The 13,480-nt window shown below is 33.3% G+C and carries 13 protein-coding genes and 6 tRNA genes; 6 read left to right on the top strand and 13 right to left on the bottom strand.

From position 1 onward, the window contains the following. Window positions 1–86: 86 nt before the first annotated feature. Entirely contained in the window at window positions 87–1,304 is a 1,218-nt protein-coding gene (locus K5I29_RS12835; protein ID WP_264433751.1) for a BaiN/RdsA family NAD(P)/FAD-dependent oxidoreductase, read from the bottom strand. A gap of 122 nt (window positions 1,305–1,426) precedes the next feature. On the opposite strand from K5I29_RS12835, the gene K5I29_RS12840 reads away from it, so the two are divergent. Further along, window positions 1,427–2,974, top strand: a complete 1,548-nt coding sequence (locus tag K5I29_RS12840; RefSeq protein ID WP_264433753.1) for an AsmA family protein — start codon at window positions 1,427–1,429, stop codon at window positions 2,972–2,974. A gap of 43 nt (window positions 2,975–3,017) precedes the next feature. After that, window positions 3,018–3,515 (top strand): putative periplasmic lipoprotein, encoded by a 498-nt coding sequence (locus tag K5I29_RS12845; RefSeq protein WP_264433755.1) that lies wholly within the window; start codon window positions 3,018–3,020, stop codon window positions 3,513–3,515. Window positions 3,516–3,606: 91 nt separating this feature from the next. Here K5I29_RS12845 and K5I29_RS12850 read toward each other — a convergent pair. Beyond that, window positions 3,607–3,686: transfer RNA gene (locus K5I29_RS12850), tRNA-Leu, on the bottom strand. A gap of 299 nt (window positions 3,687–3,985) precedes the next feature. Here K5I29_RS12850 and K5I29_RS12855 point away from each other — a divergent pair. After that, on the top strand, window positions 3,986–5,374 hold the full coding sequence (locus K5I29_RS12855; protein WP_264433756.1) for a dipeptidase: 1,389 nt from the start codon (window positions 3,986–3,988) through the stop codon (window positions 5,372–5,374). A 34-nt stretch (window positions 5,375–5,408) separates the two neighbouring features. Here the strand turns inward: K5I29_RS12855 and K5I29_RS12860 are convergent, their stop codons facing one another. Genes K5I29_RS12860 through ruvC form a run of 4 tightly spaced genes read right to left on the bottom strand, consistent with a single transcriptional unit; the run spans window position 5,409 to window position 8,449 of the window. Next, the gene (locus tag K5I29_RS12860; protein WP_264433757.1) at window positions 5,409–5,933 is read right to left on the bottom strand and encodes a hypothetical protein; all 525 of its coding nucleotides are present in this window, start codon (window positions 5,931–5,933) and stop codon (window positions 5,409–5,411) included. A gap of 58 nt (window positions 5,934–5,991) precedes the next feature. Then, window positions 5,992–6,759 (bottom strand): cyclase family protein, encoded by a 768-nt coding sequence (locus tag K5I29_RS12865; RefSeq protein WP_264433759.1) that lies wholly within the window; start codon window positions 6,757–6,759, stop codon window positions 5,992–5,994. Beyond that, complete coding sequence (gene hemW, locus K5I29_RS12870; RefSeq protein WP_264433760.1) at window positions 6,759–7,886, bottom strand: radical SAM family heme chaperone HemW; 1,128 nt, start codon at window positions 7,884–7,886, stop codon at window positions 6,759–6,761. The genes K5I29_RS12865 and hemW overlap by 1 nt, the downstream gene beginning before the upstream one ends. A 2-nt stretch (window positions 7,887–7,888) precedes the next feature. Continuing rightward, window positions 7,889–8,449, bottom strand: a complete 561-nt coding sequence (gene ruvC, locus K5I29_RS12875; RefSeq protein ID WP_264435201.1) for a crossover junction endodeoxyribonuclease RuvC — start codon at window positions 8,447–8,449, stop codon at window positions 7,889–7,891. Window positions 8,450–8,509: 60 nt separating this feature from the next. On the opposite strand from ruvC, the gene K5I29_RS12880 reads away from it, so the two are divergent. Continuing rightward, window positions 8,510–9,451: a hypothetical protein gene (locus K5I29_RS12880; RefSeq protein WP_264433761.1), complete on the top strand. Its 942-nt coding sequence runs from the start codon at window positions 8,510–8,512 to the stop codon at window positions 9,449–9,451. Beyond that, entirely contained in the window at window positions 9,442–10,560 is a 1,119-nt protein-coding gene (locus tag K5I29_RS12885) for a glycosyltransferase (RefSeq protein ID WP_264433762.1), read from the top strand. Before K5I29_RS12880 ends, K5I29_RS12885 begins: the two co-directional genes overlap by 10 nt. On the opposite strand, the gene K5I29_RS12890 is transcribed toward K5I29_RS12885, so the two are convergent. Beyond that, window positions 10,561–11,040, bottom strand: a complete 480-nt coding sequence (locus K5I29_RS12890) for a hypothetical protein (protein WP_264433764.1) — start codon at window positions 11,038–11,040, stop codon at window positions 10,561–10,563. It lies immediately after the preceding gene. A 42-nt stretch (window positions 11,041–11,082) separates the two neighbouring features. Here K5I29_RS12890 and K5I29_RS12895 point away from each other — a divergent pair, with 42 nt between their 5' ends. Then, on the top strand, window positions 11,083–11,583 hold the full coding sequence (locus tag K5I29_RS12895) for a DUF456 domain-containing protein (RefSeq protein WP_264433765.1): 501 nt from the start codon (window positions 11,083–11,085) through the stop codon (window positions 11,581–11,583). Window positions 11,584–11,639: 56 nt separating this feature from the next. Here K5I29_RS12895 and K5I29_RS12900 read toward each other — a convergent pair. The 6 genes from K5I29_RS12900 to K5I29_RS12925 all read right to left on the bottom strand — a co-directional run bounded on the left by K5I29_RS12900 (window position 11,640) and on the right by K5I29_RS12925 (window position 13,480). Then, window positions 11,640–11,713, bottom strand: a tRNA-Asp gene (locus tag K5I29_RS12900). 41 nt (window positions 11,714–11,754) lie between these two features. Beyond that, window positions 11,755–11,828, bottom strand: a tRNA-Asp gene (locus tag K5I29_RS12905). Between the two features lie 36 nt (window positions 11,829–11,864). Continuing rightward, a tRNA-Asp gene (locus tag K5I29_RS12910) sits at window positions 11,865–11,938 on the bottom strand. Between the two features lie 42 nt (window positions 11,939–11,980). Continuing rightward, window positions 11,981–12,054, bottom strand: a tRNA-Asp gene (locus K5I29_RS12915). A 312-nt stretch (window positions 12,055–12,366) separates the two neighbouring features. Then, window positions 12,367–12,440 (bottom strand) — tRNA-Asp (locus K5I29_RS12920). Window positions 12,441–12,547: 107 nt separating this feature from the next. Next, window positions 12,548–13,480, bottom strand: coding sequence for a DUF58 domain-containing protein (locus K5I29_RS12925; protein WP_264433767.1), 933 nt, complete (start codon window positions 13,478–13,480; stop codon window positions 12,548–12,550).

The following is a 13,480-nucleotide window of genomic DNA, read 5'->3' on the forward strand; positions in this document are numbered from 1 at the left end:
TTACGAGGCTAAAAATAAAAGATTAAGGCGAAAGCAGGAAATGCGATTATTTTATGCCCGAAATATTACTGCTACAAATATAAAAATTAATTGTTTGCAATATGGGTTGCTGCCAGGTAACTGGTTGTCCATGCGTTTTGAAAGTTGAATCCGCCCGTAATGGCATCAATATTTACAACTTCGCCTGCAAAATATACGTTAGGTAAAATTTTGCTTTGCATGGTTTTAAAATTTATTTCTTTTAAATCTACGCCGCCTGCGGTTACAAATTCATCTTTAAATGTGCTTTTACCATTTACTTGGTATTCATCTTGGGTTAAAATTTGTGCTAACGCTTGCATTTGTTTTTTAGATAAATCTGCCCATTTTGCATCGGCATCAATTTCGGCTTTGTTTAAAAAATAATGCCAAAGGCGCGTAGGAAAATTGAATTTATTTTTTTTGTAAATGTTTTGTTTGGCGCTTTCGGTCTTACATTCTTTCAGCTCATTTTCTATTTCATTGGTTTCGTATTCTTGCATCCAATTTAATTGTAAGGTAAAATTGTAGTTTAACTGCGCCAAATCACGAGCGCCCCAAGCCGATAAACGTAAAATAGCTGGCCCGCTAACGCCCCAATGTGTAATAAGTAATGGTCCGCTGGCTACAAGCTTTGTGTTTTTTATGCTTACCGTTGCCGGATGGGCAATGCCCATTAGCTCGGTTAATTTTTTGTTTTTGATGTTGAAAGTAAATAACGACGGAACGGGAGGTACAATTTTATGCTCAAAACTTTGTAATAAATCCCACATTTTTGGGTTTGATCCGGTGGTAAAAACAATTTTTTGCGCTAAATACTTTTGATTTTGCGTATCTAATTTCCAACCTTTTTCGCTTTGAAATACGTTTTGAACGGTTTGCGAAGTTATAATTTGAATGTTGTACTTTTTACTTAGGTTTATAAAACAATCAATTATGGTTTGCGAGCTATCTGATTCTGGAAACATGCGCCCGTCTTCTTCAATTTTTAAATTAACCTTGTGTTTTTCAAACCAAGCAATGGTATCGCCCGAGCAAAATTGATTAAATGGTCCTTTTAGTTCTTTTTCACCACGAGGGTAAAATTTAACCAAATCGTTTGGTATAAAACAAGCATGGGTAACGTTGCATCGGCCACCGCCAGAAATTTTTACCTTGGTTAAAACTTCTTTACCACGTTCTAAAATAGCAATAGTAAGTTTTGGATTTTGTTCGGCAATGTTAAGGGCTGTAAAAAATCCTGCTGCACCGCCTCCAATTATTATAATATCAAAGCTTTGAATCATTTTTTGCATTCTTGAATTGCAAAGTTACTATTTTTGTATAGTTTTATAGTTTTAATGTTAGTATTTTGTAATAATTAACGTTATTTGATAGTTTATTTACTAATCAAACAAATATTTAAATTATGAGTTTTGAAAAAAGGAAACTAATTAAAATTGTTGCATGGACCTTTGGGAGCATTATTGCTTTGGTTTTGCTGGTAAATGCTGTTTTTTTCTACTTGTTGCATTCTAAAATTCCTGAATCTTTAGCTAAAAACGATTTAGATTATAGCATTACTTATTCTGATTTATCTGTTTCTTTTTTTAGTAATGAAATTGTGTTGAAAAATTTGGTAATTCATCCTTTAGATACAACCGCTCGAGAAAAAACCGGAATTTATGCAACAATTGATAAAGTAAAATTATACGACGTTTCGTTATTAAATATTGTGCGTACCAACCAAATTAAAGTTGGTGGTTTTGATATTGAAACACCAGATATTAGGTTATATCCGTTAAAAAAAGATTCGGTTAAAGTTAAAGATCAGTTTGACAAAATTTTAAAGCTTGAGGTTTTTAACATGAACAATGGCAATTTAAAAGTTTATAAAGATTATGCTGCGCATCCCTTTTTTACGGTTGCTAATTTTAATTTTAAGTTGAATGATATTGGCATTTCTAAGCAAAGCTTGACTGATAAAATTCCGTTTACGTTTTCGGATTATAACATTACAGCCGATTCATTTACGTTTGTTATGAATCGTTTTTATACCATTACCACGGGTGCGTTTAAAACCGACTTTTCTACCTTAAAATTAAACGATATTCATTTAAAACCCAATTATACCGAAAAAGAGTTTTTAAGCCGTGTTAACCATCAGGTTGATATTTACAACGTTGCCGTAAAAGAAGTTAAGTTAGACAGCTTAAATTGGGGATACAATAAAGACCGTGAATTGTTTGTTGATATTGCTAGCGTAACTTTAGATCAGATTGATGCGCGAATTTCGCGCGATAAAGGATTACCGCCCGATACGTCGTTCAAACCTTTGTACAGCCAAATGCTGCGTGAAATACCATTCTATTTATCGGTAAATAATATAGCAATTAACAACTCGAACATTGTTTATAAAGAAGAGCAAGATGCGCGCCCGTTGTACGGAGCTGTTTCGTTCGGTAATTTTAACGCAACCATACAAAATTTAGCTTCTGGATTTAAACAAACGCATTTACCCGATGTGTTAATTGATGTGGATTGTTTGTTTTATGAAGTTGCTCCTTTGCATGTGACTTGGAATTTTAATGTTTTAAATCGCAATGACGATTTTAATATTCAAGGTGTTTTAGAAAACTTACCGGCCAATCGCGTAGATAAATTTATCGAACCAAGTTTTAACGTTACCACGCAAGGTAATTTTAAAGAGCTTAAATTTAATTATTCTGGAAATAATGAGTTAGCCAAAGGTGAGTTTGCGATTGATTATTCAGAATTACAAGTAATTTTTTTGCGAAAAGATGGTAAGAAAAATCACTTTTTATCTTTTGTAGGAAATTTATTGGTAAAAAAAGATACCGATGATCGATTTAAACATACGTACGTGAAGTTCGATAGAATCAAGGATAAGAGCTTTTTTAATTTAGTTTGGAAAACTACTGCTCAAGGCTTAGAGCATACTTTATTAGTTATTTAACATTTGAAGCCGTTTTTTATGTTTATTTTTAAAATAAAAAAACATGAGAAAATTATATTATTTTTTTGTAGGATGCCTTTTACTTGCAAGTTGTTCTACAACTAAAACGGTTACCATACAAAAAAATGGTAAGGAAGAAACGGTTGAGGTAGTACCAAGCAATGTTCAGTTTTTGGATGATTTTAGACATGTGCCTGAAGCTACAAAAGAAGCTTTTTTAAAGAAAAATAAGGCATTAAGTGATAAAACTTCGATTCTGTTTTTAACCTTAGGTTATAAAGGCGAAGTTGTAAAAGTTTACAATGCATCAAAAAATATTTACAACGGTACAACATATACGCTAAAATCTAACGGAGTTGCGGGTTACATGACGGTGCCAAATACTGAAGATATTTTAATTACTGATGATTATACCAAAGCAACAGCTTTGCTAGAAGCGAAGTATTTAGAAAAATATAAGTTTGTTTATGTTAAAAAAGATAACAATAAAAAAGACGAACCTTATACGATTTCTTACAGCAATAAGTTAAGACCATTATAAAATAAAAAAACCTCAGATTATATCTGAGGTTTTTTTATACGAAGCAAGTAAAGTCAATAAAAAAAGCTTAACCAGTAGATTAAGCTTTTTGTGTGCGTAAAAGGACTCGAACCTTCACACCTTGCGGCACCAGATCCTAAGTCTGGCGTGTCTACCAATTTCACCATACGCGATTTGGTGCGAAACAAGCTTAAACATTGTTATTCTTGTTCCTTTAAGACGTTGCAAATATACAAGCATTTTTATTTTCTGCAAACTTTAATTTAAAAAAATAGTAACTTTTATTTCAAGTTTTTTCTAACGTTTTGTAAGTAAATCAATTAAATGTTTTTAAAAAGTAGATTATTTGTTTCCTTTTTATAAAAATTAGTTATTTTTATATTTCATTACAACAAAAATTGGGTTTACCTTATAATTATACGGGGTTATCTAGTTTTTATTATCTTTACAACTTTCTATTCAATATAAATATGAACAACATAAAACAATACGTTCAGGAAAATAAAGAACGTTTTTTAAATGAATTAATTGACCTGTTAAAAATTCCATCAGTAAGTGCTGATAGCGCTTATTCACAAGATGTAATTGATGCTGCAAATGCTGTTAAAGCAAGCTTGTTGGATGCAGGATGCGATTTTGCAGAATTGTGTGAAACGCCAGGTTATCCAATTGTTTACGGAGAAAAAACAATTGATCCGGATTTACCAACCGTTTTAGTTTACGGGCATTATGATGTACAACCGGCTGATCCTATTAACTTATGGGATTCGCCACCGTTCGAACCGGTCATTAAACCAACAGCAATTCATCCTGAAGGTGCAATTTTTGCTCGTGGTGCATGCGACGATAAAGGGCAAATGTTTATGCACGTAAAAGCTTTAGAATATATGGTTCGTACTAACAACTTACCATGTAACGTAAAGTTTATGATTGAAGGAGAAGAAGAAGTAGGATCTGCATCTTTAGCTTGGTTTGTAGAACGCAATCAAGAAAAATTAAAAAATGATGTGATTTTAATTTCTGATACCGGCATGATTTCTAACGAACAACCTTCTATAACAACAGGTTTACGTGGATTAAGTTATGTTGAGGTTGAAGTTACAGGACCAAACCGCGATTTACATTCAGGTTTATACGGTGGTGCAGTAGCAAACCCAATCAATATTTTATCTAAAATGATTGCTTCGTTACATGACGAAAACAATCACATTACCATTCCTGGTTTTTATGATAAAGTTGAAGAGCTGTCTCAAGAAGAAAGAGATGAAATGGCGAAACGCCCATTTTCATTAGATAAATATAAAGAAGCTTTAGATATTGCTGATGTTAGTGGTGAAGCTGGTTATACAACCAACGAGCGCAACTCAATCCGTCCAACATTAGATGTTAATGGTATTTGGGGTGGTTATACGGGCGAAGGCGCAAAAACAGTTATTGCATCAAAAGCTTTTGCTAAAATTTCTATGCGATTAGTTCCTGGACAAGATTGGGAAGAAATTACAGATTTATTTGCCAAGCATTTTGAAGCTATTGCTCCAAAATCGGTTAAAGTTGTTGTAAAACCACATCACGGCGGACAAGGTTATGTTACACCAATTGATTCTATTGGATATCAAGCAGCAGCAAAAGCTTATACCGAATCTTTTGGAGTTACACCAATTCCGGTTCGTTCAGGAGGATCAATTCCGATTGTTGCTTTGTTTGAGAAAGAATTAAAATCAAAAACAATTATGATGGGCTTCGGGTTAGATTCTGATGCAATTCACTCTCCAAACGAACATTTTGGAGTATTTAATTACTTAAAAGGTATTGAAACGATTCCGTTATTCTATAAAAACTTTGTAGAATTATCTAAATAAAACAAAACCCCGTTACAAAACGGGGTTTTTTATTTTAAGGCATAAAGCCATTGCTTGCATTGGGCGGTGTTATTTGATTGTACAGTACTTGTTGCTCTAAAGTACTTACATTTATAAAAGGCGGTATGTGTTTTTTAATTTCTGCCTGATTCTCGGTTAAAACATTTTTAACAAAAAAAACTTCATAGCAGGTTACGCAACTTTCTAAAGTTTTTAAAACTACTAAAATAGAAGTATTTGCTACCAAATGAATGCTTTCTATTTGGCAATGCGTTTTTTCGGCAATATTAAAAAGTAAATTTTCTAAATCGTTACCAAAAAATGTTTTTAAAATGGCTGAATAATTGTTGGCACCAAGCGGAAAAGCTTCTTCTTGCGTACTAAACTTAATAATGCTTTCAATTTCTGCGGTTGATTTATTAGATAACGAATATAGGATTGAAGTAATGCAGGCTCTTAAACCTTCTTCAATTTTATACCTTTCTTCCCCAGTAAGGGTGCACAAATTTTGTATCGTATTTTCGCAAACTATTTCGTTTATTTTCTTTAATATTCGCATAACAAACCAAGTTTAGTAATAAAATTAACATTTTTTGCGAAATAAAGAATGCTTTAACTTACAAAATTTGATATAAAATGGGTTTGCTTGGAGATGCATCATTCTCAAACGATGCAATTTGTAAGTTTAAAACGTAAGTACCGTCAGGAATTTGGTTGCTAACAAAAATAAGTTCGGTTATGGTACAATCCCAACGGGCATCGCTATTTACAGCAATAACATTGGTTAAGTTCCAAAAAGCTTTGTGCGCAACTAACGCCCCGTTATCTTTTTCTTTATCTACGCTGGGTAAATCAATCAATAAATGGCTAACGTTAATTTCTTTAATATATTGAGCGGCAGCCTCAGATAAATAGGGCGGATTGGTGTTAGAATAATTTTTATGCTTTTTTTCTGATAAGTTTGGTAAGGTTCTAATTATTAAAGCTTCGGGCTTTTTTCCGTTTAAAGCTTTTTGAATTTGATTCGCTGTTAGTACATAATCTCTGTTTTGTAATTCTGGAGTTATAGAAATTAACTCGGCTACAAATACAAATTTTTTTAAGGTTTGGTTTATAGAATAAAAGTTTTGTGTAATATGTCCTAAACATTCGGTATGCGTACCGTGTCCATGCGGATTAAATAAAATGTTGTTAAAGTTGGTTGCCGATTTTCCTGAACGAACGCTGCCCACAAAATCTCCCATAACAACCGGGGTAATTTCGGGCTGGCTCAAATACCAAGCAATTGGGTTTTTGGCTGTATTTTCAATCGGTAATGAAATATCTAGCGGGTTAGCTAAATCAATTACTAATTTTTGGTTTTGATGTTCAAGTGTTGCTTTCATTATTCGTTAATTCTAAAAAGTTCTGAGGCAATGCCATCGCAAAAAAACTTGCCTTGTAAGGTAGTTTTTAAAACATTATTTTCTATAACTAATTTATTTTGCGCAATAAACGGTGCTGCGTTTGTTTTTACATACGCTAAATAATCAGCACCAAATTCGGCTTCAATTCGAGGTAAATCAACGCCCCAAATGGTGCGCAAGCCCGTCATAATATATTCGTTGTACCGATCTTGTTTGGTTAAAACTTCAACTTCGTTTGGTAAAATGTTTGCTTGTATTTGCTGAATATATAAAGAATTGTTGGCAACATTCCACGAACGATCCGTTCCGTTAAAGCTATGCGCCGATGGACCAATAGCTAAATATTTTTTACCCAACCAATAAGCCGAATTGTTTTTAGAAAAATAATCAGGTTTACTAAAATTAGATAATTCGTAATGAATATAACCTTGGTTTTCTAAGGTTTTTACTAAATGTAAAAAATGCTCGTGCGCAACGGCATCATCTGTGTTGTCAATTTTACCTTTTTTAATTAAGGTTGCTAGTGCCGTTCTTGGTTCTACAGTTAAGGCATAGCTAGAAATATGCGGAATGTTTAAGCTTAAGGCTGTTTGTACGTTTGCATCCCATTTTTCTAGGCTCATGTTTGGAATGCCGTAAATTAAATCAATCGAAATGTTATTAAAATACTGCGTTGCAATTTGTAAACATTGTAAAGCTTCGGCAGCATTATGCGCCCGATTCATCAGCTTTAAATCATCTTCAAAAAAAGATTGAATGCCAATGCTTAATCGGTTTATTTTAGATTGTGCTAAGCTGATAATGCGTTTCTCGTTTAAATCGTCCGGATTAGCTTCTAAAGTAATTTCGGGGTTGGGAACAACAGTAAATAAATTAAAAATTTGAGCTAATATTTTATCTATTTCGGCATTGGTTAATACGCTCGGCGTTCCTCCTCCAAAATAAATAGTTTCTACCGGTTCCTGAATTTCGTTTTTGCGTAATTCAATTTCACGAATGAGCGCATCAATCATCTCATCTTTCTTTTTTAAAGAAGTAGAAAAATGAAAATCGCAATAATGACAAGCTTGTTTGCAAAACGGAATATGAATATAAATACCTGCCATATTTATTTTTTTACGCGTTCTTGGTTTTGACTTACAAACGATGCCCAACCGGAATACGATTTGCCTACTACTTGGGTTTTACCAGTATTAAAATAATGGCAAACTGCTGCAGCTAAGCCATCGGTTGAATCTAGGTTTTTGGGTAGTTCTTTTAAACCGGTTAACAATTGTTGCAACATTTTGGCAACTTGTTCTTTGCTGGCATTACCGTTACCGGTAATGGCCATTTTTATTTTTTTGGGTTCGTACTCGGTAATCGGAATATCGCGCGATAATCCGGCAGCCATAGCTACGCCCTGAGCACGCCCTAATTTTAACATAGATTGTACATTTTTACCAAAAAATGGTGCTTCAATAGCAATTTCGTCGGGGTTGTATGTGTCAATTAGTTCAATGGTTCGGTTAAAAATAATTTGCAAACGTTTGTAGTGATTGTCGTATTTAGAAAGTTGCAGCTCGTTAAGTTGCAAAAATTCCATTTTGTTATTAATCACTTTAATTAACCCAAAACCCATAATGGTTGTTCCGGGATCAATTCCTAAAATAATGCGTTCGTTTGCCAAAATAATTGTTTTAATTGATGATGCGATGTGAGATAACTCAAAAAATTGCATCTTTGCATCATGACATTTTTATCTCCCAAAATTAAGCATTTATTAGTTCTAATAGCAAAAATCGTTATTGTTGTCGGGGCGTTTTATTTTATATACAACCAATTGATGTATAACGAGCAAATTGATTGGAATGAATTTAAAAAAATAGTTGTTGCCAAACAATCGTTTGGAGTAATTGCTTTGTTGTTGGTGCTTACTTTTTTAAATCGATTTTTAGAGATTTTAAAATGGCAAAATTTAATTCAGTTGGTAAAAAAAATAACCGTTTGGCAAGCTACGCAACAAGTTTTGTCTGCTATTACGGTTGCTATTTTTACGCCGAATGGCATTGGCGAATATGCGGGCAAAGCGCTTTATTACGATAAAAAAGATTCGGGACGCGTTATTTTTTTAAACTTGATTTGCAACGGAATTCAGATGGTTTTAAGCATAACTATTGGTTTTGCTGGGTTGTTATATTTAAATGCACATTATAAAATTATTGGTTGGGACAAAATTTTTATTGGCTTTTGTATGTTATCCTTACTAATAGGAATTATTTTGTTTACCAAACAAATTACCGTACGTGGTTATTCTTTACAAATGTTGTTTCAAAAAATTAATGAAATACCTAAACGTATTCATCGCAAAAATATATTTTTAGCTTTATGTCGTTATGCCTGTTTTTCGCATCAATATTTTATATTGTACCGTGTGTTTGATGTAGAGGTGCCTTATTTGTTATTAATGTCGGCTATAACAAGCGTTTATTTGTTATCTTCATCGTTACCAACCTTTCAAATTTTTGATTTTGCTGTAAAAGGCAGCGTTGCTGTTTTTATGTTAGGCATTATTGGCGTGAACGATTGGATTGTTATTTTTATTACTACCATTATTTGGTTTTTAAATATTGTTTTACCGGTAAGCATTGGTAGCATTTTTGTTTTTAAATACAAACCGCAATGGAAATAGTTGTTTATTTTATAGCAGTTGTACTGGTTTATTATAGCATTCAGCTGGGGCTATTAATTTATGGTGTTTTAAAAGCTAAAAAGTTTGCATATTCAACTTTTCCCGAAGTTGCTATAAAATTTACTATTGTTATTCCTTTTAAAAATGAAGCTAACAATTTACCGCATTTGCTTGCTTCTATAACAAACTTAAATTACGATAAAAACAATTTTGAAATTATTTTAGTAGATGATGCAAGTACCGATGCATCTGTACAAGTAATTGCTGATTGGCGGTTAGCAAACCCATTTATTCAAACTACCATATTAACCAATGTTGTAGTAAGTAAATCTTCTAAAAAAGATGCTATATCGCGTGCAGTTTCTGTAGCCAAAAACGATTGGATTATTACTACGGATGCCGATTGCATTTTACCTGCTAACTTTTTAGCTTGTTATGCTGCTTATGTTTTTCAAAATTCTGAACAATCTTTTATTATTGGTGGAGTAGGGGTGGAACCATCCCACAAATTTTTATTTCAATATCAAGCTTTAGATTTTGCTTCGTTGCAAGCAGTAACTTTAGGCAGTTGTTTTATTGATGAAACTTTTATGTGTAATGGTGCAAATTTGGCTTTTACAAAGCAGTTTTTTGCAAAAGTGAAGGGTTATGATGGGGTAAATCATATTGCAAGCGGAGATGATGTTTTTTTGCTGCAAAAAGCATTGCAGTACAAATCAAACTGCGTGGGGTATCTTTTACATCAGGATGCTACGATAATAACAGAACCTGTTTTAAGTTGGAGTGCTTTAGTAAAACAACGTGCCCGTTGGGGAGCAAAAGCTACGGCTTATCAAAGTGCTTATCCTAAAGTTTTAGGCATTATTACCTTGCTTGCTAATTTTAGCGTTATTTTTTTATTGGTTGCTTTATTTATTCCGAGCTATTTTGCAATTAGTTTGTTGTTACTAACTATTAAGTTTGTTTGTGAACTTGCGTTGCTTACATGTTTTAAAAAACATACCGAATGGGTAAGTTTACGTTATTTTCCCATTTCATTTTTACTTTATCCGTTTTTTACCTTGTTAGTAACCTTACGTATGCTTTTTTTTACGCCACGTTGGAAATAATTATTCCTTAACAAAAGTAATTGGGATGTTAATCTGGGTTCTAACCGGAATTCCTCTTTTAATTGCGGGATATGCCGCAGGTAATTCAGTTATTAACTGATTTACGGCTGTTGTAATGTTTTGTCGCGTTTCAGCGTTCGAAATTGTGGTAACGTCGGTTATAACGCTGTAGCTTGAATCTGGGTTAATGGTTAAGGCCAACCAAATTTCATTTACGTTTAAATCAATCGTTTTAATGGTTTGACTATTTAAGTTGGTTTGCAGTTGGCTTTGCAGGGTTTCTTGTAAGCAATTTGTTTTCGCATCTTCAGTAAAAAGGCTATCACAAAGCACTAAACCTGCAGGTTCATCTACTTCATTCCAATTAATTTTAGAAATTTCTTCGTTATATAAATCATTTGCATCTGGGCTCTTTTTTAAAAACTCATTACATGAAGTTGTTGTTACCCCCAAACAAAATGCATAAATTAGATATTTCATAGATTGATTAAGTTTTACTAAATATACAAAATATATTATTTAATGGATTATATACTATTAACAATTTCTTTGGTTTTAATGTTGGCAGGAATAGCTGGCAGTTTATTACCGGCTTTGCCTGGTCCGCCTTTATCGTGGTTAGGTATTTTGGTTTTTTATAGCATTCCAGAAGTTCCGTTTAATTATTATGTTGTATTTATCAGCTTGTTTTTAACGCTTGTTATCACTGTTTTAGATTATACCATCCCTGCACAAGGCACTAAGCGTTTTGGTGGTTCTAAACACGGTATTTGGGGTACTAATATTGGATTGGTTGTTGGAATTTTTGCACCCATTCCTTTTGGTTTTATTATTGGCCCTTTTGTAGGTGCTTTATTGGGAGAATTGTTGTTTGATAAAAAGGGAATTACACATTCGCTTAAAGCAGCATCTGGTTCTTTTTTAGGTTTTTTAGCGTCAACCTTTATGAAGTTTGTTTTTACCATGTGCTTTTTGGGGTATTTTGTTTACCTGGTTATTAGTTACCGAAGCATCTGGTTTTAAATAGATACAAATAAAAAAAGCTTTGAACCAAATCAAAGCTTTTTTGTTTTACTGTGCGGTCTGGACGGGACTCGAACCCGCGACCCCATGCGTGACAGGCATGTATTCTAACCAACTGAACTACCAAACCAGTAAAAAAATATAAAATAATGTAACTTGCTTAAAATTTAGCGGTCTGGACGGGACTCGAACCCGCGACCCCATGCGTGACAGGCATGTATTCTAACCAACTGAACTACCAAACCAAAGGTTTACAATAAAATTTAAGCAAGCTTAGCTTGCGGTCTGGACGGGACTCGAACCCGCGACCCCATGCGTGACAGGCATGTATTCTAACCAACTGAACTACCAAACCAATTTGCAATCAGATAACCGTTTAATCTTAGAAAAGATTTAGCGGTCTGGACGGGACTCGAACCCGCGACCCCATGCGTGACAGGCATGTATTCTAACCAACTGAACTACCAAACCCTTAATCTGATTGCGGTGCAAATATAGTAAGTTTTTTCAACTCTAAAAACATTTTTTTACTTTGTTTGTAAAGTTTTTTATAAGTGTTTGATTCTTAGTTTGTATGTTTTATTATTTCTTTTTAAATAGCTGTTTTACCTAGTAAATAACCGCTACGAAACCTATAAAAATCAAAAAAGCTCTCCAATTTAGAAATGGAAAGCTTTTCATTGGTCTAACTACTAAACCTTTTGGCACCAACGTGCCTAAACAACACAACTAATTTTAAATATTTTAAGACAAAAGAATTGTTTAGATTCTTGATCCTTGTTGCGGTCTGGACGGGACTCGAACCCGCGACCCCATGCGTGACAGGCATGTATTCTAACCAACTGAACTACCAAACCAACGTGTAAAACTTATATCCGTTGGGATAAAAGCCGAATGCAAAGATACGCCCGAAAATGAAACTACCAAACAAAATGTGTTTTTTTTGTGTAAATAAAATGTAATTTTATTTAAATTTTTGTTTTTCAATAAGATACGTAACTAAGTTTTTTTGCATATTTTCATTTATATCGCTCATTATGTAATCTATTTGATATTGTTTACATAATTCTATTGTTTTTTGCACCTGTTTTTGTGCTAGGGTTTTGTACGTTTCTTGCAGCAGATCGGTATGAATATTTATAACTTCTCCAGTTTCTAAATCAACAAATTTTTTTGCTTCGGCCTCAAAATTAAAATCCATTTCTGTTTTTTTATCTAAAACGTGAAATAAAACTACCTTGTGTTTGTTGTGTTTTAAATGTTGTAATGCTTGCAGTAAAGCTTGTGTTTGTGTATTTGCGCTAAACATATCACTAAAAATAATTATTAAGCTGCGTTTGTGAATTTTTTCGGCAATTAAATGTAATGTTTCTGCAATATTGGTTTGAGCTTTTTTAGGAGTTGAAAAGCAAACTAGATTTAATTGTTCTATTAAAAGATTATGATGCCTTTCGTTGCCTTGTTCTTTTGTTGTAAAATCTATTTTATCACTAAAAATGGTTAAGCCGGCTGCATCACGTTGTTTTTTAATCAATTTTAATAAAGCTGCTGCCATTAAGGCTGCGTACTGAATTTTGTTGGCCGGAAATACTTGGTTTGCATTTGTTTTAGGATAATGCATGGATGAAGAATTATCAAAAATGATATGGCATCTTAAATTGGTTTCGTCATCGTAAGTTTTTACATATAATTTGTCGGTTTTGGCGTAAACTTTCCAATCTATATTTTTAGTGCTTTCGCCGGGGTTGTATATTTTGTGCTCTGCAAATTCGGACGAAAAGCCATGAAACGGACTTTTATGAATACCCGAAATAAAACCTTCAACCACTTGATTGGCTAGTAAATTAAAATGATTTAAAAAATCGAGCGCTTCGGTTTGCGTTTGTAGGTTTTTCAT

The organism is Flavobacterium agricola (assembly GCF_025919725.1).
Lineage (GTDB): Bacteria > Bacteroidota > Bacteroidia > Flavobacteriales > Flavobacteriaceae > Flavobacterium > Flavobacterium agricola.

Coding starts and splice junctions, on each gene's coding strand:
- K5I29_RS12835 (WP_264433751.1), bottom strand. CDS start 1,304: ATGATTCAAAGCTTTGATATTATAATAATTGGAGGCGGTGCAGCAGGA.
- K5I29_RS12925 (WP_264433767.1), bottom strand. CDS start 13,480: ATGAAAAACCTACAAACGCAAACCGAAGCGCTCGATTTTTTAAATCAT.
- K5I29_RS12845 (WP_264433755.1), top strand. CDS start 3,018: ATGAGAAAATTATATTATTTTTTTGTAGGATGCCTTTTACTTGCAAGT.
- K5I29_RS12840 (WP_264433753.1), top strand. CDS start 1,427: ATGAGTTTTGAAAAAAGGAAACTAATTAAAATTGTTGCATGGACCTTT.
- K5I29_RS12855 (WP_264433756.1), top strand. CDS start 3,986: ATGAACAACATAAAACAATACGTTCAGGAAAATAAAGAACGTTTTTTA.
- K5I29_RS12860 (WP_264433757.1), bottom strand. CDS start 5,933: ATGCGAATATTAAAGAAAATAAACGAAATAGTTTGCGAAAATACGATA.
- K5I29_RS12890 (WP_264433764.1), bottom strand. CDS start 11,040: ATGAAATATCTAATTTATGCATTTTGTTTGGGGGTAACAACAACTTCA.
- K5I29_RS12885 (WP_264433762.1), top strand. CDS start 9,442: ATGGAAATAGTTGTTTATTTTATAGCAGTTGTACTGGTTTATTATAGC.
- hemW (WP_264433760.1), bottom strand. CDS start 7,886: ATGGCAGGTATTTATATTCATATTCCGTTTTGCAAACAAGCTTGTCAT.
- K5I29_RS12895 (WP_264433765.1), top strand. CDS start 11,083: ATGGATTATATACTATTAACAATTTCTTTGGTTTTAATGTTGGCAGGA.
- K5I29_RS12865 (WP_264433759.1), bottom strand. CDS start 6,759: ATGAAAGCAACACTTGAACATCAAAACCAAAAATTAGTAATTGATTTA.
- K5I29_RS12880 (WP_264433761.1), top strand. CDS start 8,510: ATGACATTTTTATCTCCCAAAATTAAGCATTTATTAGTTCTAATAGCA.